Consider the following 22,071-nt stretch of genomic DNA (forward strand, 5'->3'; position numbering starts at 1 on the left):
AGTACTGGGTCAGTATTTAAATTTGCTTAGATAACAATATAATAAATTTAGATTTTGATAATCAATATTTTACAAATAAATAGATAACATTTTAATCTTACAATCTGTCAAAAATTCATTATTTCAGCATCACTTCAGAACAATAAAACATTGAAAAAACAAATTGTAATATTCAACAAAAACCGGAACATTAAAGATTTAGTTTTTAAATTTGGAAGACTATGGAAAACAGTAAATTTTCAGAAGTTCAGATCATTAAGAAATCGTCGGCATTTTAGCCATGAATGGTTATATAAGCTTTGGTTGTAAATTCCAGTGACAGTTCCATTGCAAAAATTATTGTTGATGCCAAAGACCAAGTTTATAGAAACAGTAATACTATATTGCTGAAAATGTATTGGGAAATTGGGCAGCTTATTATTGAGGATGAACAAAATGGTGAACTTCGTGCGAAGTATGGAAAATCAGTCTTGAAGAATCTTGCTAATCATCTATCATTGGAATTTGGAAAGGGATTTAATGAAAGAAATCTTAATAACATGCGAGCTTTTTTCATCGCATTTCCAATTTGGAACGCAGTGCGTACCGAATTGAGCTGGACTCACTACCGAATTATTAGTAGAATTGAAAATACTGAACACAGAATACAGTATATAGAACATTCTATTGAAGGAAGCTGGAATACCAGGACACTTCAAAGAAACATTGACAGCCAGTATTTAGGTAGATTATTAAAATTTCCGGAAGCAGAAAACAAAGAAATATCCAATTATATTAAAGACCCCTACATATTTGAATTCTTAGGACTTCCTTCAGACATATCACAAACTGAAACTCAAATAGAATCAGCTTTAATTACGCACCTTCAGCAATTTTTAATGGAGTTAGGGAAAGGATTTGCGTTTGTTGCCAGACAGCAGCATATCGTTACTGATACTTCAGATTTCTATATAGATCTGGTATTTTACAACTATTACCTTAAATGCTTTGTGCTTGTAGATCTTAAAACTCATAAGCTGACTCACGAAGCCATTGGGCAAATGGATATGTATGTAAGAATGTATAATGATCTGAAGAAAGGAGTTGATGACAATCCCACAATAGGAATTATTTTATGTACCGAAAAAGATGAAACGGTAGTGAAATACTCCGTAATGTCAGAAAATGAGAAGCTATTCGCAAGTAAATACAGAACATATCTTCCTGACGAAAAAGAACTGAAAAATTTGATAGAGGCAGACAGAGTGAAATTTGAGCTGGACAATCAAAAAGAATAAAAATACCCAACATAAATACCCGCTTAAAATCTCAAAAAACGATGCCTTTTTACAATCCATACAAAGAACAAACCCTATCTAAAATTCTATCTTTAAGAAAGTAGCACTCCAAATATTTTAATACATTTGTTTAAAACATATTCTGAATGAATTTCGAGCAGATCAACTTACACCTTGAGGCTTACAAAGAACACGACCAAATTCTGGATGCCGCCCAATTTTTAATCCATTCTTTTGATCTGGAGCATGAAAACTTTGCAGGTTTTGGATTCAGGGAAGAGTTGTCTCCTACTTCTATGCTTTTAACGGCAGAAGGCATATTGGGAGGTCCACAGACGGTCATGATTCCGAAGAATTTATTTGATTTTGATCTGACCCTTGTTCTGAATATGGTCGCCCACGAAATGCTTCACGTCCGTCAGAAAGCTCCAGGACAGGTCGTTGAAGACAAAAATGAAAGAGAATTCCAGGCTTATTCTGAAATGCTTTTTCACAAAGTATTTCCACAGATTCCTGAACTATCGGATCATTATAAAAAATTCTTTGGAGGCCAGGCGCTGGAATATTACAGAAGAATGGGTGAAGGATCAGAACTGCAACAGAAATATGCTGTAGAAAAAACAGAAGTAGAACATTTAATCAATTCATTATCATGACAATAAAGCCGGAAATATCCTGGACAGACTTTGAAAAAATAGACATCCGATGCGGAACCATCATTTCCGTGAATGATTTTGAGAAAGCAAGAAATCCTTCTTACCAACTTCAAATTGATTTCGGGGAACTTGGAATTAAAAATTCGTCTGCTCAGATCACTTCCCTTTATCAAAAAGACGAACTGGCAGGAAAGCAGGTCATGGCTGTAGTCAATTTCCCAAGAAAACAGATCGCTAATTTCTTCAGCGAATGCCTGGTTCTGGGCGTTTATGGTGAAGACAAAAAAGAGGTTACTCTTTTGACACCATCCCTTCCCGTGAAAAACGGAATGCAGGTAGGATAAAAACACAAACCCATATGATACAACACATTCCATTAGAAAAAGTTTTATTCCTTGATATTGAGACCGTTCCGGGATCCGGATCATGGGAAGACTTACCAGAAACCGAACAGAAGCTCTGGGAAAAGAAAACAAGATTCCAGAGAAAAGAAGATGTCAGTGCAGCAGAGTTTTATGACCGTGCAGGCATTATGGCCGAGTTTGGAAAGATCATCTGCATCACGATCGGAATGGTAGAAAAGAATGATACCTTAAAAATTAAAAGCTTTTCCGGCCACGATGAAAAAAAGATGCTTCAGGAATTCGGAGAAATTTTCAACAGCCCGAGACTGAATAATATTATTCTTTGTGCTCACAACGGAAAAGAATTTGATTTTCCTTGGATTGCCAGACGTTTCCTGATCAATGGAATGCAGCCTCCTGTTCCGTTCCAGATGTTTGGAAAAAAGCCATGGGAAATTCCGCATATTGATACAATGGAGCTTTGGAAATTCGGAGATTATAAAAGTTTTGTTTCCCTGGAATTGCTGGCTCACGTCTTCGGAATTCCTACACCTAAAGATGATATAGACGGTTCAATGGTTTCATCAATCTACTACATAGAAAAAGACTTGCAGCGAATTGTGGACTATTGTGAAAAAGATGTCTTAACTTTGGCAAATGTTTTCCGGCGGATGCGTCAGGAAAATTTGTTGAAAAGGAATATCAATCTAGATTAAAAAATGAAATTTACAGACGATCAAATTGCTGACATTGGTGAGGAAATCATCAAGGTCTTAAAATCCGTATATGACCCGGAAATCCCGGTAGATATTTACGAACTAGGCCTCATCTATGATGTACAGATCTCCGAAGATGGCGATGTAAAAATTATAATGACCCTTACTACCCCGAACTGCCCGGTTGCAGAAACCCTGCCACAGGAGGTAAAAGATAAGGTAGGAGAAGTAGAAGGTGTAAAAAGTGTAGACTTGGAACTTACTTTCGAACCGAGCTGGAACAAGGATATGATGAGCGAAGAAGCGAAATTTGAACTGGGAATGCTTTAAACTTCTCACTAAAAATAAATGAGGCTGTCAGTATCGACAGCCTTTTATTTTTTACTTAAAATCCATTGACGGTTGAATAAGCTGTCAAAAATATTATGGATGATTTCATCTTAGCAATCAACGATTGAGTAGCTTAAAATCTAAACAGCCGTTGATGGTTTAAAAAAAATGCTTTTAACTCTCTTTCGCTATTTCTTTTCCTTCTCTCCTGCTCCATTCACTCCATGAGCCTACATAAAGATCAGAAATAGGAAAACCCGCATACTCCAATGCCAGAATCGTATGACACGCTGTAACACCAGATCCGCAATGGATGATGAGGTGCTGAGGTTGGTCTTTTAAAAGTTGTGTATATTTTGCCTTCAAAAGTTCAGGTTTCAGGAAATTTCCGTTCTCATCCAGGTTTTCAGAAAAAGGAATATTAATCGCTCCGGGAATGTGTCCGGCTACCAGATCAATAGGTTCAGATTCACCTTTATACCGGTATGCATCCCTTACGTCAACAACTGCTGAAAAATGGCTTAGTAACTCATTTTCAACATCTTCTAATTTTTTAACAGGAAGAAGCCAACCATCTTTCTTAATGACAGAAGATCTTTCAAAGGTTTCTTCACCGGATGAAAACTCTACCCCTTCTTTCTCGGCAGACTGAATTCCACCATCCAGAACCTGAACGTTTTCAAATCCAAAAGATTTCAACATCCACCAGGCCCTTGCTGCTGCATTGGCCCCACTCTTATCATCATATACTACCACATGCGCGTCTTCTGAGATTCCAAGTTCTGACAGTGTTTCAGCAAATTTTTCAACTGCCGGAAGCGGATGTCTTCCGCCAAAAGCAGCATCTTCCCCTATATCGGCCAGATCTTTATCCAGATCGATAAAACGGGCTCCTTTAATGTGTTTCGTAAGATAGGTCTGGTAAATGTCCTTCCCTACTCTGGCATCAAGGATGATGAGGTTGGGATTCTGAAAAATACTTTTTAGTTCGGATGATGAGATTATTGGTGACATTTCGTTTATTTTGGTGTTAAATGATAAGTTTTGGCTAAAGCCGATCGAGTTTTTAATATACGAGAGCGGGTTAAAACCCGCTCCTATTTGATTATGTTCCCGCAGATTTCACGGATGACACAGATTATTATATTATTTAACTTATTTATTTCCTGTATATTCTGTGAAATCTGCGGGAATTTACTACACGTTCATTATTAAAAATGAAAGATATCCTTCGCTCTGTTATAAGAACTTTCGAAATTCAATAAATTCAGTTTATGATCTACTTTTTCTACGCTCATAAAATTGATCACCTGTTCTGTCGGCATGTTTCCTACCAGATCATCTTTTGCCATAGGACAACCTCCTATTCCTTTGATCGCGCTGTCAAATCTTCTGCACCCTTGATCATAAGCAGCTTTGAGCTTTGTATAGGAATCTTCATAGCGGTTGTGGAAATGTCCGCCAAAATTAATCTCAGGGTATTTTGAAGGGATCTTTTCAAATAAAAGAGCAATAGTCTCAGGCGTGGCAACTCCAGTAGTATCAGAAAGCAGAACATCTTTAATCCCAATCTCTGAAAATCTTTTGGCCCAGAAATCTACATCTTCCCACTTCCACATTTCTCCGTAAGGGTTTCCAAATGCCATGGAAAAATAGATGTTCAGCTGTTTTCCTTCACTGGTAGCCAGTTCAAGCATTTTAATGATCTCATCAAAAGCCTCTTCCTGATTTTTGTTGGTATTTCTGTGCTGGAATGTTTCCGAAATAGAAAACGGAAAGCCTAAAATATCTACATTCTTATGTTTTAATGCTTTTTCAGCGCCTCGGTAATTTCCGATGATCGCAGAAACTTTGGTGTTGGATAAAGAGGTATCGATGTTTTCAGCCACTTCATCAGAATCCGCCATCTGTGGAATTGCTTTCGGGGAAACAAAACTCAGACAGTCCAGTACATCAAAGCCAACCTCCATGAGGGAGTTAATGTAATCTATTTTTTTGCTGGTAGGGATAAATTCACCCCAACCCTGCATGGCATCTCTAGGACATTCAGTAAGAAACATTTTTACTTTTTGATTTTCTCAAATATAATAAAACTAAACAAGTTTATCTACGGTACCTACAAATCTAACATTATTTTGATTTTCAAATATTTATATCCGATTTAAAATTTCAATAACTGATATGCGGCTCCTGATAAGCCCAGCAAAACATGAAATGCCCTATTTAAAACAAATTTGTATTCTTCGAAAATGGTTAGGTTAATGATTTTACAATGGTAATCAAGCTCATTATAATCACCACAACCCCCACTACAGCAAACATTTTCTTTGCGGGAAGCCGCGAAGTAAACATTGCCGAAAAAGGCGCCGTAAAAACACCTCCCAGAAGAAGTCCCAGGACAATGTTCCAGTGATGGATTCCAATGGTGAAAATGAAGGTTACAGCACTCACAATGGTCAGTAAAAACTTAGCCATCGTTGAGCTTCCCACAACGTAGCGGGGCGTTCTCCCTTCTTTAATCAATGTTCCGGTAACCAAAGGGCCCCAACCGCCTCCGGCAAAAGAATCAATGAATCCTCCCACTAATCCCAATACCCTGAGATTGGTTCTTTTTTTTAGTCTGATTTGTCCTGATTTTTTATCTTTTCTTTTAAAAGCATTTCTAAGGATATTGATTCCCAAGTACAAGGTGTAGCAAGCGATTACAGGCTTTACAATATGAGCATACTTCTCTCCGAAATGAGACAGCGTAAAGGCTCCGATAAAAGCACCCACTGCCGCCACAGGAAATAAAATCCACACCATTTTTTTGTTGACATTCCCTAATTTATAATGACTGATACTTCCCGCTGCAGACGTAAACGATTCTGCAGAATGAATACTTGCACTCACCACCGGAGGCGGAACGTTCAGAAGCAACAGAATCGTCGTACAGATCACTCCATAACCCATTCCCATAGATCCGGCGACAATCTCTGCCAGAAAGCCAGCCAGCAGCATCCAGTAAAAAATATGCCCATCTTTGCTTAGAAAATGCTGAATATCTCCGGATAGATTGAACTGATAAATGATCAGTGCCAACAATCCGACAAGGATCATAACCCCTATGATTCCCAGATAAATATTAGCTCTCCGGCGTACTGTTTTAGTAATGTTGATCAGTTTTTCCATCTCCAGTTTCACCTCATCAGATGGAACGCTTTTTTCATCCAGATAACTGGTCGTCAACCGGTTTAACTCTTTTACTTTATAGGTGAAATCACCTTTTAACTGATTCCGGATGTTCTGCATATTATCGAGAAGCCCGTCCATATCCTCGTCAGGAATAGTTTCCGTTAGAATTTCACGTAATCTTTTGGCCACCGTTGGGGATTTACCATTAGTTGAGACCGCAATTTTAAGATTTCCCTTCCGGACAATGGACCCTAAATAAAAGTCACATAAGCCCGGTTTGTCAGCAATATTGACGAGTATATTATGCTGGTGGGCCCTGTTGCGGATCCGCTCCGCTAAAGAAATATCATTCACCGCCACAATCGCAAGATCGGCACTGTTAAAATCATTATCTGTATAAGATCGCTCATGCAGGGTAAGATTCGGATAATCCTGTTTGAGTTCTTTAACCTGATGACTGATTTCTTTGGCCACCAGTTTAATACGGGCTTCAGGAGAATTCGCCAAAACAGATTCCAGCTTTTCCAAAGCTATATTGCCACCGCCAATGATGAGCAGTGATAATTCTTCAAGCTTTAAGAATATGGGATATAAAGAGTTACTCATCGTATTTAAAGTTTTAGATCATAGGTGAACGCTACATAATACAGTCCTCCGACTTCAGGTCCTGCTGCATACTGAAAATATCGGCGGTTAAGCAGATTGGTTGCTCCAATTTTCACACTTGCTTTAATCTCCGGAATTCTCCATGTTGCCTGTGCATCAATGGTGTAATAGGAAGGGATATTTCCGGACGCTAACGGACTTTCCCATAAGAAACTGTCCTGCCATCTCGCCGCAACCGTAAATCCGATATTTTTAATGATTTCCCGGTTTCCTATACTTAGATTAACCGCCCATTTAGGGGTGTTGAAAGCCGTAATAAAAAGATCTGAAGTATTGGTTGAAACAAGATCATTATACGAAACGTTGACATTCACATTGTAATTTTTCACCAGATTATAGCGGATTCCCAAAGATGTTCCGAGGCTTTTGTATCTGCTGTTACTGTTCGTATAAACTCTGTATCGGTCCTGCTTACTTCGGTCGAGCATCGCTAAAACAGCATTCTCGCTTCCGATATTTTCATTTTTAGGCACCGCCACTTCTACCTGCCCCAAAAATCCTTCATACACATTGTAATAAAAATCCCAGTCGATGACCAACCTGCTGTTGAATAAGGCTGATTTATAGCCTATTTCGAAAGAGGTCACCTTTTCAGGCTGCAGTTTTGGCAGATTGGCAGCGGTGAGAAGGTTTCTGTTTTTCAATGCAGCCTGACTCTGATTGAAGCCTCCGTCTACATCTTTATTGACAGCAGAAGTAAATTGATCTATAGAAGCCAAAGTGTACGAATTTTCAAGATAACCGAGTCCCCCATTCGCTTTCGACAGGCCACCTACTCTTCTTACATTTCCGTTATTAACAAATGACAAAGCTTCAAATAAAGAAGGGAAACGATATCCATTTTGAAAAGACACTCTGAAATTATGCTGGTTAACCGGAGAATAGACAACACTTACTCTTGGATTTAATTTAGTGTCAAACTCAGGGTTTCTGTCTGCGCGAAGGGCCAGATTCACTTTTAATTTATTCTGGAAAAAAAGCTTGGTAAGCTGGGCAAAAGCGCCGTATTTCTGATAAATAACATTGTTTCCGAAAGTCCCGTCTGATAACGGAATATTTCTCTCGCTGACCGGTCTTTCAAAATCGACAAAATTATTTCCGTCGGGGGTAATGCTGTACAAACGGTAATCTGCCCCGACAAGAAGATTAAAAACCTTCACAAATCTTGACAGGTCGTACGTCATTTCTGTCTGATAAAAGCGGGACTTCTGCTCAAGCTTTGCTCCACCAGTAGCAGGTGTTCCTGCAATTCCGGAATTGGCAGAATCCCAGTTATTAATCCCGATAATCGTATTTTTCAGCTGTTCAAAAGCGGGTGTCCCGGGAAGTACCCTGTTTTTATCGGCTTCCTGTCGCGCCAGAATAAAAGCATCATTCAGATTCACTCCTGAATTCAGTCTGTCCTGCAAGGCAGTCTGAAAGATATTTTTCCAGTTGGTATTGGAAAGATGGGTAAGGTCCAGATTGTCAGCTAAAGGTTTGAGATTATAAGAATCTCCTGTATTCTCTATGGACATATACGCTCTGAATGTCAACTCCTTACCTGTTAATTCTACTTTATGATTCTGAACGGTTGCGTTCTGAAGACGGATCTTATTTCCTCTCTGAAAAGTACCATCAAGTAATCCGTAACGGTAAACGTACGAGGTTCTCCACTGATCTCCAAAACGATAATATAATCCGGCATCAAATTTTATATTCTTCACTTCAGGGCTGATCAGGTCTTTTTCATAATATCCGGTCCTTGAAACATTAAAAGTGGTTGGCTTTCCGTTATAATTCACTTTTACCGAGGTTCGGTTATTCCTTTCATCACCATATTTATTCCAGAGATCTTCGGCCGGATTATTGGTTAAAGAAAAGTTGGAATTGGCAGTGATCAATGAATTGGGATTCTGATCTGTACGGTTGTCCGAGATCCAGTCTACTCCACTGAAATAAGAAGCATTAATCTTTACTGCCAGATTTTTGTTCAGGACTTTTGCAATCCTTACTGCACTTTCGCCAAGAGCAGCTGTTTTGTGGTTGATTTTGTCTACGTGATTCACTCCACCTCTGAAATATAGACTTACCCCTTCCGAGGTAAACGGATCTTTTGTCTGAAGACTCGCCAATCCATTGACGGCATTCATTCCATACAGGGCAGAGGCAGCTCCCGGAGTAATTTCCATGGACTGAATATCCAGCTCTGTGGGACCTATGGCATTTCCAAGCGGAACTCCAAGCGTAGCGGATTGTACATCGACACCGTCTACCAGCTGCATGAATCGAAAGTTATTCGGAGAATTGAATCCTCTTGAGTTGGGAACTTTTAAAGTAAGACTTGAAGTTAAAAGCTGTAACCCCTTCACATTCTCCAATGTTTCGTAGAATGAGGCCGCCGGGCTTTCACGAATGGTTTTAATATCAATTTTTTCAATAGCAATAGGCGATCTCATGATTTTTTCAGGAACACGTGACGCTGAAATAACCACTTCATTGATGATGGTGTTCTGGGGATTTAATTCAATGGCAACTTTACTGGACAGCGATAGTATTTCGGCAGTCTGGCTGGCGAAGCCTTCTTTGGCAATCACAATTCTGAAAGGTATTTTCACCCTTGTTCTCAGATTAAAATTCCCATCCTGATCGGTTGTGGCTTTATCCTGAGTGTTTTCTACCTGAATCTGTACTCCGGCAATTCCTTTATGGGTATCCGTATGTTTGATGATCCCGCTTACTTCAATAAGCTGCTGGGCCTGAACAAATCCGGTGAAGAAAAGGGTAAATACTATAAAATGTATTCTCTGCTTAAAATATTTGTATTGAAAGGTTTTCACTTGTATAAAATTTTAGGATTGAAAAATGGTTTATGCGTCATCAATTAATGAACAGCACATACACATTCGTATTCCTAAAAATTGAGCAGCTTTTTTGTTCCGATAAAAAGAGTTGATCATATTTTTCATTTTATGGTTTGTAGATATCGATATGAGAAATCACCAAAGGTTTCTTCTGAATATCTGCCTTCAGAATAGATTCCGAAAAGCTCATCAAGCGTTTCAAGGATTTCTTCTTCGCCAATGTTTTCTTTAAATTTTGTATTGAGGCGCATTCCCAGTCTGTCACCACCGATATGCAGGTTGTACTTTCCGTAAGCTGTGCCTACCAGTCCGATTTCGGCATTTGGTGACCTTCCGCAGCCGTTCGGGCAGCCGGTCATTCTGATGGTAATATCTTCGTTCTGAAGTCCGTACTTTTCCAGCACAGGTTCTATTTTGGTGACTAAAACCGGCAGGTAGCGCTGTCCTTCCGCCAAAGCGAGTGAACAGGTATTTAATGCAACACAGGCCACAGAATTTTTACGCAGTGCGCTGACCTCATCCGTATATCCGGAAATTCCATGCTCTTTAAGAATCTCCTCAATTTCACCTTTATCCTGTTCATCAATATCAGAAAGAATAAGATTTTGATTGCAGGTAAAGCGGAAATTCACTTTCCCTGTCTCAGCAATTTTTAAAAGCCCTGATTTTAAGGGATAACCTTCTGTATCAAGTATTCTTCCATGCTCTACAAAAACGGTATAAAACCACTTCCCTTCATGATTCTGTACCCAACCATAGCGGTCTTTTCGCTGTTCAAACTTAAACTCCCGCGCAGGTTCAAAGGCAAAACCACACCTTTTTTCGACTTCAGTCCTGTACCCTTCGATACCAAGCTTGTCTATGGTATATTTTAATCTTGATAATTTTCTGTCGCTTCTGTTTCCGAAGTCACGCTGTACGGTGATAATCTCGTATACAGCTTTCAACGCTTTTTCTTCTGTGTCTACAAAACCTAGAAGAGAAGCCAGCCTCGCATACGTTGCATCATTTCCATGAGTGGCACCAAGTCCTCCTCCTGCCGCGATATCATAGCCTACAATTTGATTATTTTCAATGATGGCAATCAGAGCAATATCATTAATAAAAACATCCACGTCATTATTGGGAGGAATAGCAATTCCAATTTTCAGTTTTCTCGGCAGGTATCGGTCCTGATACAGGGGATCTTCTTCTGTTTTTCTGTCAATGATCAATTCATCATCGATCCACAGATCATAATAAGATTTCGTTTTCGGAAGACACATTTCACTGATCTTTCCGGCTAATTCATAGATCTGCTGATGCAATGGTGATTCGGAAGGATTTGAGGTACAGGTGACATTTCTGTTCACGTCACCACAGGCCGCAATGGAATCCAGATGCTGAAGATTGAAGTTCTGGATGGTAGGCCTTACATGGGACTTCAAAATTCCATGCAGCTGAATGGTCTGACGCGTGGTAATTTTGATCACTCCTGTGGAATGATGTTCTGCAATTTCATGAAGGCCTGTCCATTGTGCGGAGGTTAAAAATCCTCCCGGAAGTCTCAGCCGGATCATGTAGGAATACAGCCATTCCAGTTTTTTGGCGACTCTTTCCTCACGTCTGTCCCTGTCATCCTGCTGGTACATTCCATGGAACTTGATGAGGGTTTGGTCATCTTCTCTGATGGCTCCCGTAAAATCATCTGAAAGGCTTTCTTTTAAAGTTCCCCTGAGCCCGTTGCTGCCGGTTTTTATTCTTTCTACCGGCGAAAGGTTATTCTTATCTGTCATATCGTATCCTTTTATGATTTAATACACATCTTTTACATATCTGCCACTGAGTTCCAGTTCTTCCAAGTAGTTTTGAGCTTCTTCCAGACTTTGTTTTCCTTTATCCTGAATAATGTTCAGAATGGTTTTCTCCACATCTTTACTCATGGGTTCTCTGGCTCCGCAAACGTACAATGATGCTCCGCTTTCCAGCCAGTGATAAACTTCCTGGGCCTTTTGCTCCAGTTTGTGCTGTACATATATTTTTTCGGCGGTATCTCTGGAAAAAGCAAGATCCAGATGGGTCAGAGTCCCGGTTTTAAGAAAATCCTGTAGTTCGGCCTGATAAAGGAAATCCGAAACAAAAGTCCGGTCACCGAAGAAAAGCCAGTTCCTGCCTTCTGCTCCTACTGCATCTCTTTCGTAAAGGAAAGATCTGAAAGGCGCAATCCCAGTTCCGGGACCAATCATGATAATATCTTTATCCGGTTGGGGAAGTCTGAAATGTTTGGCTTCCTGAATATAAAATTCAATGGTTTCTCCTTCTTTAAATTCAGCCAAGAAACCGCTGCACAGTCCATTTTGTTTTTTATCATGAATGAAAAACTCAGATTTGGCTACCGTAATATGAATTTCGGTATCCCCGTGTGCTTCCAATGACGAAGAAACAGAATATAAACGTGGGGATTGACCGGTCAGAACCGGGATGATCTGTTCAAATTCATCTGCATTTTTTACCGGATAGATTCTAAGCAATTCCAGAAGGCTTAATCTTACTTCAGGAATAGGATGTCCTGTAATTTCTGCATACTGAGCAACTGTTGCTTTAAGCAGATAACTGATGTTAAGATGTTTGTACAGCAAGTCTTGCACGCTGGCTGTAATTTTTGTTGTTTTAATCTGCTTTTCAGGATCAATTCCGGTCAAGCTAATTATCTCCTCCACGTCATTTTTTGAATTGAAGGCTATAACTCCCAATGCATCGCCAGGATTATAGACAAGAGGCTCTTCCGTTTCTATTTCTATATGGTAGGTTTCTTTGTCGGAATCTATATCGTTGAGGTTGATGATTGTTGAAATCTTTCCCTGATATTTTTTTCGTCCCGTTGATATTTTTGTAGCAACTGTACTGTTCTGGCTGCTTTCTTTGGTTTTGTTAACGACATCCAGGATGTGTTCTGCCCAGGTATGAGCTTCCTTTTCATAATCAATATCACATTTTTTCAGAGGAAGGATTCGCTGCGCCCCGAGCACTTCAAAACGGAAATCGATATCCTCTCCTGTTTTACAGAACAAGGGATAACTGCTGTCTCCAAGAGCTAGAACGCCAAATTTCAAATTATTGATGTTCAAATCATTTTCATGAATATAATCATAAAATTTCTTCGCAAGAATAGGAGGATCGCCTTCTCCCTGGGTACTGATAATGAGAAAGAACAAATCTTCTTTAGCGAGATCTTTCGGTTTGTATTGGTAAAGGTCTGCCAGTTTCACCTGCACTCCTTTTTTCTTAATGATTCCCGCAAGTTCTACCGCGAGTTTCTTGCTGTTTCCGGTTTCTGTTCCATAGGCTAGCGTAATTTTCTTTGGAGAAGTGACTTCTGCATTGACTTCCGGAGAAAAAGATCCGGCTGAAGATGATAATCCCGCAAGACCGGCCAAAAAACCGCTGGCCCAGACCGCTTCGTCTCTTGAAAAACCACCTGATATTTCTTTAAGGGCATTTAATTTAGTTTCAGACAGCATATTCTAATATATTTTGAGGGTTGGACACTAAGCTTCCGTTAGTTACAGATTTAAAGTAAATCCCTTCCTGAATAGGTGTTTCAAGCCATGAAAACTCATCGTGCAGGGTCACTACTTTTCCAATAACCACTAATGACGGAGATACAAAGTCTTTCTTTCCTAAGTTTTCATGAAAATCTTCAAAAGACGAGGTATATATTTTTTGATAAGGCGTAGTCGCCTGCTCGATAACAGCGATCTTTTTGTCTTCAGAGGTACCTAATGCTAAAAATTTATCTACCAGACCATTCAGATTTCCTTTCGACATATAAAAAACAAGCGTATCCTCGGATGTTCCAAGTTCTTTCCAATAGGCATCACTCAGAATTTCTGTTTTATAATAAGTCAGAAAGCGGACGGAGGTAGCATATCCTCTTGCAGTTAAAGGTATTCCGGCATAGGCCGCTGCTCCTGAAGCTGCTGTAATTCCGGGGATTATTTCAAATGTCAGGTGATGCTCTTTTAAAGCTTTCAATTCATCCAAAACATTGGAGAAAAAGGAGATATCTCCACCCTTAAGTCGTACGACTGTCTTTCCCTGAGAAGCATACTCTACTATTAATGCATTGATCCGGGACTGCGGTGTAGAAGCATTTTTACTGCATTCTTTTCCTACATAGATGATGTCGGTGTTTTTATTGGCGTAGCGTTCCAGTATCTCAGGACTTACAAGACGGTCACATAAAATGATATCGGCGGCGGCAATGGCTTTTACAGCTTTTATCGTGATGAGATCAGGGTCGCCGGGTCCTGCACCGACAAGGTAAACCTTTGGTGTGCAATTGAATTCTTTCATTTTTAAATCTTCTTATTAGTGGTCTCTAGAAAAGTCCTTCGATGGACAGGTATCTTTCACCGGTGTCATAATTAATGGTCAGAATAGTAGATCCGGCCGGAATTTCAGGAAGTTTTTTGGCAACTGCAGCTAAAGCGGCTCCGGTAGAGATTCCTACAAAAAGTCCTTCTTTTTTTGCGGCTTCCTTCGTGAATTCATAGGCTTCGTCTTTACTGATCTGAATAATTTCGTCTAAGAGTCCGGTATCAAGAATTGAAGGAACAAATCCGGCTCCCAAGCCCTGCAGAGGATGCGGAGCGGGAGATCCTCCACTTAGTACGGGAGAGAGTTCCGGCTCTACAGCAATCACTTTGATATTGGGGAATTTCTGTTTCAGCACTTGCGCAATCCCGGTAATATGACCTCCTGTTCCTACCCCTGTGATCAGGTAGTCCAGTCCTTCGGGAAAGTCTTTCAGGATTTCCTGAGCGGTGGTTTCAACATGTACTTTCACGTTGGCAGGATTGTCAAACTGTCTGGGAATCCATGAATTTGGAGTTTCTTTCGCCAGTTCTTCCGCTTTTTCAATCGCCCCCTTCATTCCTTTTTCTCGTGGAGTGAGAACGAATTCCGCTCCATAAGATTCCATAATTTTTCGGCGTTCCAAACTCATACTTTCCGGCATCACAAGAATCAGCTTATAGTTTTTTACGGCAGCTACCAGGGCAAGTCCAATCCCTGTATTTCCGCTGGTAGGTTCTATAATAACGCTGTCTTTGTTCAATACTCCTTTGGATTCAGCATCCTCAATCATGCTTAAAGCAATTCTGTCCTTGATGCTTCCGCCGGGATTGGCTTTCTCCAGTTTGATCCAGATTTCATTTTCTGTACCGAAGAGTTTATTAATTTTTACTACCGGGGTATTTCCGATGGTTTCTAGTGTGTTTTGGAACTTCATACCGATTCTATTTTATGTTGTTTTGTTGTTTGTTTTTAAATCACAAAGGTTAAAGATTCGGGAAGCGTTCCGTTATCTTTTATTTTTATTTCACTTTTATTATAGACCAGAGAGCTGGAAGGAACATTCTGTGTGATCCAGACATTTCCTCCAATGATGCTGTCTCTGCCAATGGTGGTATTCCCTCCCAGAATAGTAGCTCCGGAATAGATAATGACATGGTCTTCAATATTGGGGTGCCTTTTTTCATTGGCTTTATCCTTTGAAACATGTAAAGCTCCAAGTGTTACACCCTGATAGAGTTTTACATGATTGCCGATGACGGTCGTTTCCCCGATCACAATTCCGGTTCCGTGATCAATAAAGAAATGTTTTCCAATGACCGCGCCCGGATGAATATCAATTCCGGTTCTGCTGTGGGCATATTCTGAGATTACCCTAGGCAGTATTCTTATCTTTTGAATCCAGAGCTGGTGGGAAATTCTATATACATACGTCGCAAAAAAGCCTGGGTATGAGAGGAGTATTTCTTCCAGAGATTCCGTCGCAGGATCGAATTCTAAAATAGATTCAGCATCCAGAATCAGACTATTGTAAAGCTCTGGCAATACATAAAAGAAATGATCGGCCTGCTTCTCCGCGAAAACCTCATCCTCCGACGTGTTTTTGATCAGGTCAAAAAGAATTTCATGTAGCTCTTCAAACTCGATATAAATCTGGTTTTCAGCATGGATTTCCTGCGAAAGAAACAGAACATTATAGAGGTTATTGACAAAGTTTTCCATATTACCCTTATCAAAGAATCCTCTGGAACTCGTCTGTTTTTTTTCAAGAATTTTCTTAATAAATTGATCTGAAACTTTCATCTTCTATTGAATTATGCATGCTGCAACGGTAGCATTAGAGGTTTCATCGACCAGAATAGCTGATCCTGTTTTTTTATTACTTACAAAATCATCAAATACAAGAGGCTGTGCCGTTCGTATGGTCACTTTTGCAATTTCGTTAAGTTTTATTTCGCCTTCAGCCGCTTCTTTTTCCAATGTATTGACATTGATCTTATAATCTATATGTTTTACAACTGCTTTCAGCTGTCTGCTGTGATGTTGTATCAGATATTTATTGCCCGGCTGCAATGCTTTATGATCGAGCCAGCAAAGTAATACTTCCACTTCTTTTTCAACTGAAGGAAGTTCTTCTGCCGCAGCGAATACATCTCCTCTGCTAATATCGATATCGTCTGTGACCTGAATTAAGACCGGTTGCCCCTCAAAGGCTTGCTGAACCTCGCCTACATTCACTTCTATGGTTGCAATTTCAGTAATCATTCCTGCCGGAAGTACTGCTATTTTATCTCCTTTCTGAAAACTTCCGCTGATGATCTGTCCGGCGTATCCACGGTAATCATGCAGTTCCTCAGTCTGAGGCCGGATGACGTACTGTACCTGGAAGCGGCTGCCGCTGTTTTGCTCCTGATCAAGCTGTATTTCTTCAAGATATTCCAGAAGGGAACTTCCCTGATACCATGCTGTAGCAGATGACAAGGACACAATATTATCTCCTTTCAATGCAGAAATGGGGAAATAGGTAACATCATCTAACCCAAGACCTTCTGCCATTTTAGCGTACTCTGCTTTTATGGTTTCAAAAACATCTTCGGAATAGTCTACCATGTCCATTTTGTTGATCGCAACGGCCACTTTTTTGAGCTTAAGCAATGAAGCAATAATAGAATGCCTTCTCGTCTGTTCAATGACTCCTTTACGGGCATCAATGAGAATGACCATGAGGTCTGAATTAGAAGCTCCGGTAATCATGTTTCGTGTGTACTGGACATGCCCCGGAGCATCTGCAATAATAAATTTTCTTTTTGATGTCGAAAAGTATCTGTAAGCGACATCAATCGTGATTCCCTGTTCTCTTTCTGCACGGAGCCCATCCGTTAAAAGAGCCAGGTCTACCCCATCATCATTTTTGTTTTTAGAGTGTTTTTCCAGAACTTCCAGCTGGTCCTGCAAAATGCTTTTGCTATCGTAAAGCAGTCTTCCGATGAGGGTGCTTTTCCCATCATCTACGCTTCCTGCTGTTATCAATCTTAATATATCCACGAGTTTTTTGTTATAAATGATTAATGATGATTGATTAATGACGAGCAATAAGTAATGGGTAATTTATTGACTATTAATGTTTTACACATTGCATTATTACAAAGTACTCATTGCTCATCCCCTATTAAAAGTAGCCTCCTTTTTTGCGGTCTTCCATGGCGGCTTCGGTTACCCTGTCATCAATTCTGGTTTCACCTCTTTCCGATATCCTGGTGGCCACAATTTCTTCAATCACTCTATCCACTGTAGCGGCTTCTGATTCCACTGCCGCCGTGCAGGTCATATCTCCTACGGTCCTATATCTTATTTTTTTTATGGTAACGATATCGTCTTCTTCCAGTGCAGCGTGTTCAGAATTGGCAATCCACTGTCCGTTGAGGTCTACCACTTCTCTTTCGTGCGAAAAGTAAATGGAAGGCAAGGCTATATTTTCCCGTCGGATATAGTTCCAGACATCAAGTTCTGTCCAGTTGCTGATGGGGAACACCCTTACATTCTCTCCTTTATGAATTTTTCCATTAAAAATATTCCACAGCTCCGGGCGCTGAAGCTTGGGATCCCATTGTCCGAATTCATCACGAACAGAGAATATTCTTTCTTTTGCACGGGCTTTTTCTTCATCTCTTCTAGCCCCGCCGATGCAGGCATCAAACTCGAATTCTTCAATCGTGTCAAGAAGAGTAAAGGTCTGCAGCCAGTTCCGGCTTGGAAATTTGCCTTTAGGCTCTGTCAGTTTTTTTTTGTTAATGGTATCTTCCACTTTTCTTACTACAAGATCTACATCCAATTCGGAAGCAAGCTGATCTCTGAAGCTTAAAACTTCCGGAAAGTTGTGTCCGGTATCCACATGAACAAACTTGAATGGAATTTTTCCATAAGGAAATGCTTTTGCGGCCAGATGCGCCAGTACAATACTGTCTTTCCCCCCACTGAACAGTAAAGCCGGACGTTCAAACTGTCCTGCCACTTCCCGTAAAATGTAGATGGACTCAGCTTCTAACTGATCTAAATAGTTTAAATGATATAATGACATATTTTATTTTTTATTGATGAACATGTAAGCCGCATTCTTTCTTATCAGCATCTTCCCACCACCATCGGCCGGCTCTGAAATCTTCGCCTTCTTTAATCGCTCTTGTACAGGGTTCACATCCGATGCTTACAAATCCTTTTTTGTGAAGGTGATTGTAAGGAAGGTGATTCGTTTTAACATAATCTGTAACCTGTTCTGTGGTCCAGTGAAGGATGGGATGAAATTTGATGATCTGATGATCCGGATCCCATTCCAGCTGCGGCATTTCTTTTCTGCCGGCGGAATGTTCAGACCTTAATCCTGTGATCCAAACCTTATATCCATTAAGTGCTTTTTTCAAAGGAATAACTTTTCGGATATTGCAGCAGGCTTTTCTCTGTTCTACAGATTGATAAAAGGAATCGGGTCCGTTTTCTGAAACAAATTGCTGCAGTGATTCCGGATCCGGATAATAGGCCTTAATATTCTTTTTGAAGAATGCTCTGGAGGAAGTCCAGGTTTCATAGGTTTGCTCAAAAAGTCTTCCTGTATCGAGGGTGAAAATATCAATATTCAGGTTTTTTATGAGATGAGTCACGACCTGATCTTCATAACTGAAGCTGGTAGAAAAGATGACTTCACCAGGGAACCGGCTGGCAAGAATTTCTAAAAAACCATCATTGAAAGCACCTTCAGAGGCCTTTTCAAACAATTCATCGAATTCTATTTTCAGGGTATTTTCCATTTGCAATTGAAATTAACTCCTGCAAATATATATAAATCCTATTTATCCTACCAAATTAGTAGGATATAAAAATTAAAAAAAATTTCAGCTGTTTTTTATAAAAGAAGTAAGGGTCGCTTCCATCATGCTTTTTCTTGTCTTTTCTCTGACGATCATGAGTTCATTTCTGAGATAGCATGTTGCCTCATCGACGCAATCATCGCAAGGTTCATAAAAATTTAAAGATATACATGGAGTCAGGGCAATCGGCCCTTCGAAAATACGGTAAATATCTGCCAACGAAACATCGTCAGGTGACTTCAGGAGATAATATCCACCAGCGGTTCCTTGTTTGCTGTTGACCAACTTGGCTCTTTTTAGTTCAAGAAGGATCTGTTCTAAAAATTTTTTGGAAATATTCTCATCCTGTGCAATAACAGCCGTTGACAAAAATCCCTGATTGTAGTTTCTTGCCAATCTAACCATTGCTTTTAAAGCATATTTGCAACGTTTGGACATCATAATTCACGCAAGTTATGATAATTTATTTGATTAACGAAATTGCGGTTTGAGATTAAAAAAATGAATCTCCTTTAACGACTGAAAATGCACCAGAAAGATATCCTAAATTCCAGATTTGAAAAATTTACATTGTATATTTGTTGGAAATTTATGATCGATGAGTATAATAGAATTCAACCCATTGTGGAAAGAGAAATTACTGAACCGTTTTCTTACGTATGTAAAAATATATTCAACAAGTGATGCTGAAAGCGAAGCAACCCCTTCTACTCCGAGACAGTGGGATATTGCCAACCATATTGCTGAGGAACTCAAAACAATTGGTTTAGAAAATGTTTCCATTGATGAACATGGCTATATTATGGGATATGTTCCTTCTAATGTAGAAAATGATAAGAGGCCAACCATAGGTTTTATTTCGCATTATGATACTTCTCCTGATTTTAGCGGAGAAAACGTAAAACCGCAGATTTGGGAAAACTATGACGGAGGTGATCTTGTTTTAAATGAAACGACAGGATTTACCCTATCATCCTCAAAATTTGAAAGTTTAAAACAATATACCGGGCAAACACTGATTACTACAGACGGAAACACCCTTCTTGGCGCAGATGATAAAGCAGGATGTGCAGAAATTGTAACGGCTGCTGAATATCTTATTGCCCACCCGGAAATCAAGCATGGAAGAATTGCTGTAGGATTTACTCCGGATGAAGAAATCGGAAGAGGTGCCCATAAATTTGATGTCGTTAAATTCGGTGCAGAATGGGCGTATACCATGGATGGTAGTGAAGTTGGAGAACTGGAATATGAAAACTTTAATGCAGCCGGAGCGGTGGTAAAAATCCACGGATTGAGCGTTCACCCGGGTTATGCTTACGGAAAGATGGTCAATGCGGGTCTTTTAGCCGCTGAATTTATCCAAATGCTTCCGGCGAATGAAACTCCGGCTACGACTAAAGATTTTGATGGATTTTATCATTTAATGGATATTACGGCTGATATTTCTGAGGCAAAACTTCACTATATCATTCGTGATCATGATGAGGTAAAGTATGAAGCCAGAAAAAAATTCATGGAGGAGAAAGTCGCTGAATTCAACCAAAAACATGGCGAAGGCACTGCGGAAGTGGAGATTAAAGAGCAATACAGAAATATGAAGCAGCAGTTTGAAGGAAAAATGCATATCATCGATCTTGCTGCAAAAGCGATGAAAGAAGCGAATATTGAGCCTAAAATCAAAGCCATCAGAGGAGGAACAGACGGAGCTCAGTTATCCTATATGGGACTGCCTTGTCCTAATATTTTTGCCGGAGGAATGAATTTCCACGGACCTTACGAATATGTAGCGCTTGAAAGCATGGAAAAAGCAGTTGAAGTGATCCTTAATATTGTAAAAGCTTAATTCTGATGAAAAAACTTTCAGCATTAGCATTTATTTTGATTTTTTCTTTCAGCAGTGCTCAGGTATCTGAATTCCAGAAAGCTGATTCCCGTTATGAAAGAAAAATAAAGTCACTGTACAGGAAATATCCGAAGCCTAATGATGAAAGGACTAAACAGGAGTGGCTTCTTACTGAAGAAAAAATATCCGCCTATAAAAATGCATTAGAAAAAATTTCAGAGGAAGAAAAGAAAATGATAACGGATGTTCCACCTCCTGTGGTACCTAAAATCACCAAGGAAGCAGCGTATGAAACCGGAAAAGCTTCTTTCCAGAAACTTTTAACCGAAGCTGTGGATCTTACTTTTCTGAATTTTGCAGTTAATCCTTATAAGATCAATTTAAAATTTACTTTAGACCCGAAGGGGAATGCTTCTCAGGTAAAGGTAAAGGGTAACAATGAAGATGTGAATGCATTTATAGAGGCCGCTTTTTACCAGATCAGGGACAAAGGAAAATGGAAACCCGCCGAATCGAACGGGCGACCTGTTCTCTCTGTGGTCAACCTTCCTTTACAATTAAATTTCAGTAAATAAAACAGATCAACCCATTGCAGATGCAGTGGGTTGTTTCTTTTGTGTTGGGACTCCTTATTTCTCACACTGATGAAAAATGGTTGTTTTTTTTTGATTATATTTACCTATACATCAAACTATTAACTTACAAAATCAATTGATTATGGGAAAAATGAAAAAACTATTAAGAAAGGACCTCTCTACAATCCTTGGGGCAGGTATCAATGGTTGCCATATGAATGGCGACTCTGCTTACTGCTGGACGGATTGTGAATGTGCATTTGGAAGGGCTTGTGAGATGGATGATGACGGGAATCCGGGAAGATGTGTTTCCGCAGGCGGCGGCGGTGGAAATCCTGGCGGTGGCGGATGTAATCCTCCTTCTATTTGTGAAGAACAACCTTTTTAACAGACATTCATCGGAAGTACCCTCTTCCGATTTTTTTTGTTTTTCAGCTAAAAAAGAGA

Annotated in this window: 21 protein-coding genes; 8 read left to right on the forward strand and 13 right to left on the reverse strand. The window is 39.8% G+C overall.

Annotated elements, in window-relative coordinates; genetic code table 11:
• The first annotated feature begins 299 nt into the window (after positions 1–299).
• The 5 genes from BUC06_RS00270 to BUC06_RS00290 all read left to right on the forward strand — a co-directional run bounded on the left by BUC06_RS00270 (position 300) and on the right by BUC06_RS00290 (position 3,323).
• A complete protein-coding gene (locus tag BUC06_RS00270; protein WP_073328220.1) occupies positions 300–1,277 on the forward strand; it encodes a PDDEXK nuclease domain-containing protein in 978 nt (325 codons plus the stop codon).
• Between the two features lie 146 nt (positions 1,278–1,423).
• Positions 1,424–1,933, forward strand: a complete 510-nt coding sequence (locus tag BUC06_RS00275; RefSeq protein ID WP_073328222.1) for a hypothetical protein — start codon at positions 1,424–1,426, stop codon at positions 1,931–1,933.
• A complete protein-coding gene (locus tag BUC06_RS00280) occupies positions 1,930–2,277 on the forward strand; it encodes a tRNA-binding protein (protein ID WP_073328224.1) in 348 nt (115 codons plus the stop codon). The genes BUC06_RS00275 and BUC06_RS00280 overlap by 4 nt, the downstream gene beginning before the upstream one ends.
• Before the next feature lie 14 nt (positions 2,278–2,291).
• Positions 2,292–2,993, forward strand: a complete 702-nt coding sequence (locus BUC06_RS00285) for a 3'-5' exonuclease (protein ID WP_073328227.1) — start codon at positions 2,292–2,294, stop codon at positions 2,991–2,993.
• Positions 2,994–2,996: 3 nt separating this feature from the next.
• Positions 2,997–3,323 carry an SUF system Fe-S cluster assembly protein gene (locus BUC06_RS00290; protein ID WP_073328229.1) on the forward strand — a complete coding sequence of 109 codons (327 nt, stop codon included), beginning with the start codon at positions 2,997–2,999 and terminating at the stop codon, positions 3,321–3,323.
• Between the two features lie 174 nt (positions 3,324–3,497).
• Here BUC06_RS00290 and BUC06_RS00295 read toward each other — a convergent pair whose 3' ends face one another.
• From BUC06_RS00295 to BUC06_RS00355, 13 genes are all read right to left on the reverse strand, one after another.
• The gene (locus tag BUC06_RS00295) at positions 3,498–4,337 is read right to left on the reverse strand and encodes a sulfurtransferase (RefSeq protein WP_073328232.1); all 840 of its coding nucleotides are present in this window, start codon (positions 4,335–4,337) and stop codon (positions 3,498–3,500) included.
• A gap of 197 nt (positions 4,338–4,534) precedes the next feature.
• Positions 4,535–5,383, reverse strand: coding sequence for a hydroxymethylglutaryl-CoA lyase (locus BUC06_RS00300; RefSeq protein ID WP_073328234.1), 849 nt, complete (start codon positions 5,381–5,383; stop codon positions 4,535–4,537).
• A gap of 193 nt (positions 5,384–5,576) precedes the next feature.
• Entirely contained in the window at positions 5,577–7,103 is a 1,527-nt protein-coding gene (locus tag BUC06_RS00305) for a TSUP family transporter (protein ID WP_073328237.1), read from the reverse strand.
• 5 nt (positions 7,104–7,108) lie between these two features.
• Positions 7,109–9,982: a TonB-dependent receptor gene (locus BUC06_RS00310; protein WP_073328239.1), complete on the reverse strand. Its 2,874-nt coding sequence runs from the start codon at positions 9,980–9,982 to the stop codon at positions 7,109–7,111.
• A gap of 125 nt (positions 9,983–10,107) precedes the next feature.
• Entirely contained in the window at positions 10,108–11,781 is a 1,674-nt protein-coding gene (locus BUC06_RS00315) for an NADPH-dependent assimilatory sulfite reductase hemoprotein subunit (RefSeq protein ID WP_073328241.1), read from the reverse strand.
• Between the two features lie 18 nt (positions 11,782–11,799).
• On the reverse strand, positions 11,800–13,506 hold the full coding sequence (locus tag BUC06_RS00320; RefSeq protein WP_073328244.1) for a diflavin oxidoreductase: 1,707 nt from the start codon (positions 13,504–13,506) through the stop codon (positions 11,800–11,802).
• Positions 13,496–14,341 (reverse strand): uroporphyrinogen-III C-methyltransferase, encoded by an 846-nt coding sequence (gene cobA, locus BUC06_RS00325; RefSeq protein WP_073328246.1) that lies wholly within the window; start codon positions 14,339–14,341, stop codon positions 13,496–13,498. Before cobA ends, BUC06_RS00320 begins: the two co-directional genes overlap by 11 nt.
• 25 nt (positions 14,342–14,366) lie before the next feature.
• Positions 14,367–15,278, reverse strand: coding sequence for a cysteine synthase A (gene cysK / locus BUC06_RS00330; protein ID WP_073328249.1), 912 nt, complete (start codon positions 15,276–15,278; stop codon positions 14,367–14,369).
• 35 nt (positions 15,279–15,313) lie between these two features.
• A complete protein-coding gene (epsC, locus tag BUC06_RS00335) occupies positions 15,314–16,144 on the reverse strand; it encodes a serine O-acetyltransferase EpsC (protein WP_073328252.1) in 831 nt (276 codons plus the stop codon).
• A 3-nt stretch (positions 16,145–16,147) separates the two neighbouring features.
• On the reverse strand, positions 16,148–17,386 hold the full coding sequence (locus BUC06_RS00340) for a sulfate adenylyltransferase subunit 1 (protein WP_073328254.1): 1,239 nt from the start codon (positions 17,384–17,386) through the stop codon (positions 16,148–16,150).
• A gap of 124 nt (positions 17,387–17,510) precedes the next feature.
• Positions 17,511–18,419 carry a sulfate adenylyltransferase subunit CysD gene (gene cysD / locus BUC06_RS00345; protein ID WP_073328257.1) on the reverse strand — a complete coding sequence of 303 codons (909 nt, stop codon included), beginning with the start codon at positions 18,417–18,419 and terminating at the stop codon, positions 17,511–17,513.
• A 10-nt stretch (positions 18,420–18,429) separates the two neighbouring features.
• Positions 18,430–19,143 carry a phosphoadenylyl-sulfate reductase gene (locus tag BUC06_RS00350; RefSeq protein WP_083563863.1) on the reverse strand — a complete coding sequence of 238 codons (714 nt, stop codon included), beginning with the start codon at positions 19,141–19,143 and terminating at the stop codon, positions 18,430–18,432.
• Positions 19,144–19,227: 84 nt separating this feature from the next.
• A complete protein-coding gene (locus BUC06_RS00355; protein ID WP_073328259.1) occupies positions 19,228–19,644 on the reverse strand; it encodes an RrF2 family transcriptional regulator in 417 nt (138 codons plus the stop codon).
• 157 nt (positions 19,645–19,801) lie between these two features.
• Here BUC06_RS00355 and pepT point away from each other — a divergent pair, with 157 nt between their 5' ends.
• The 3 genes from pepT to BUC06_RS23460 all read left to right on the forward strand — a co-directional run bounded on the left by pepT (position 19,802) and on the right by BUC06_RS23460 (position 22,012).
• Entirely contained in the window at positions 19,802–21,049 is a 1,248-nt protein-coding gene (pepT, locus tag BUC06_RS00360; RefSeq protein WP_073328262.1) for a peptidase T, read from the forward strand.
• A 5-nt stretch (positions 21,050–21,054) separates the two neighbouring features.
• Positions 21,055–21,624, forward strand: a complete 570-nt coding sequence (locus BUC06_RS00365) for an energy transducer TonB (RefSeq protein WP_073328265.1) — start codon at positions 21,055–21,057, stop codon at positions 21,622–21,624.
• A 151-nt stretch (positions 21,625–21,775) separates the two neighbouring features.
• Positions 21,776–22,012, forward strand: a complete 237-nt coding sequence (locus BUC06_RS23460) for a hypothetical protein (RefSeq protein WP_123877360.1) — start codon at positions 21,776–21,778, stop codon at positions 22,010–22,012.
• The last annotated feature ends 59 nt before the right edge of the window (positions 22,013–22,071 follow it).

Origin of the sequence: Chryseobacterium carnipullorum, from assembly GCF_900142785.1 — a bacterium.
Lineage (GTDB): Bacteria > Bacteroidota > Bacteroidia > Flavobacteriales > Weeksellaceae > Chryseobacterium > Chryseobacterium carnipullorum.

Bases quoted from the DNA above. Each gene is read 5' to 3' on its own strand.
- BUC06_RS00275 (WP_073328222.1), top strand. From the start codon at position 1,424: ATGAATTTCGAGCAGATCAACTTACACCTTGAGGCTTACAAAGAACAC.
- BUC06_RS00280 (WP_073328224.1), top strand. From the start codon at position 1,930: ATGACAATAAAGCCGGAAATATCCTGGACAGACTTTGAAAAAATAGAC.
- BUC06_RS00285 (WP_073328227.1), top strand. From the start codon at position 2,292: ATGATACAACACATTCCATTAGAAAAAGTTTTATTCCTTGATATTGAG.
- BUC06_RS00290 (WP_073328229.1), top strand. From the start codon at position 2,997: ATGAAATTTACAGACGATCAAATTGCTGACATTGGTGAGGAAATCATC.
- BUC06_RS00295 (WP_073328232.1), bottom strand. From the start codon at position 4,337: ATGTCACCAATAATCTCATCATCCGAACTAAAAAGTATTTTTCAGAAT.
- BUC06_RS00300 (WP_073328234.1), bottom strand. From the start codon at position 5,383: ATGTTTCTTACTGAATGTCCTAGAGATGCCATGCAGGGTTGGGGTGAA.
- BUC06_RS00305 (WP_073328237.1), bottom strand. From the start codon at position 7,103: ATGAGTAACTCTTTATATCCCATATTCTTAAAGCTTGAAGAATTATCA.
- BUC06_RS00315 (WP_073328241.1), bottom strand. From the start codon at position 11,781: ATGACAGATAAGAATAACCTTTCGCCGGTAGAAAGAATAAAAACCGGC.
- BUC06_RS00320 (WP_073328244.1), bottom strand. From the start codon at position 13,506: ATGCTGTCTGAAACTAAATTAAATGCCCTTAAAGAAATATCAGGTGGT.
- cobA (WP_073328246.1), bottom strand. From the start codon at position 14,341: ATGAAAGAATTCAATTGCACACCAAAGGTTTACCTTGTCGGTGCAGGA.
- cysK (WP_073328249.1), bottom strand. From the start codon at position 15,278: ATGAAGTTCCAAAACACACTAGAAACCATCGGAAATACCCCGGTAGTA.
- epsC (WP_073328252.1), bottom strand. From the start codon at position 16,144: ATGAAAGTTTCAGATCAATTTATTAAGAAAATTCTTGAAAAAAAACAG.
- cysD (WP_073328257.1), bottom strand. From the start codon at position 18,419: ATGTCATTATATCATTTAAACTATTTAGATCAGTTAGAAGCTGAGTCC.
- BUC06_RS00350 (WP_083563863.1), bottom strand. From the start codon at position 19,143: ATGGAAAATACCCTGAAAATAGAATTCGATGAATTGTTTGAAAAGGCC.
- BUC06_RS00355 (WP_073328259.1), bottom strand. From the start codon at position 19,644: ATGATGTCCAAACGTTGCAAATATGCTTTAAAAGCAATGGTTAGATTG.
- pepT (WP_073328262.1), top strand. From the start codon at position 19,802: ATGAGTATAATAGAATTCAACCCATTGTGGAAAGAGAAATTACTGAAC.
- BUC06_RS00365 (WP_073328265.1), top strand. From the start codon at position 21,055: ATGAAAAAACTTTCAGCATTAGCATTTATTTTGATTTTTTCTTTCAGC.
- BUC06_RS23460 (WP_123877360.1), top strand. From the start codon at position 21,776: ATGAAAAAACTATTAAGAAAGGACCTCTCTACAATCCTTGGGGCAGGT.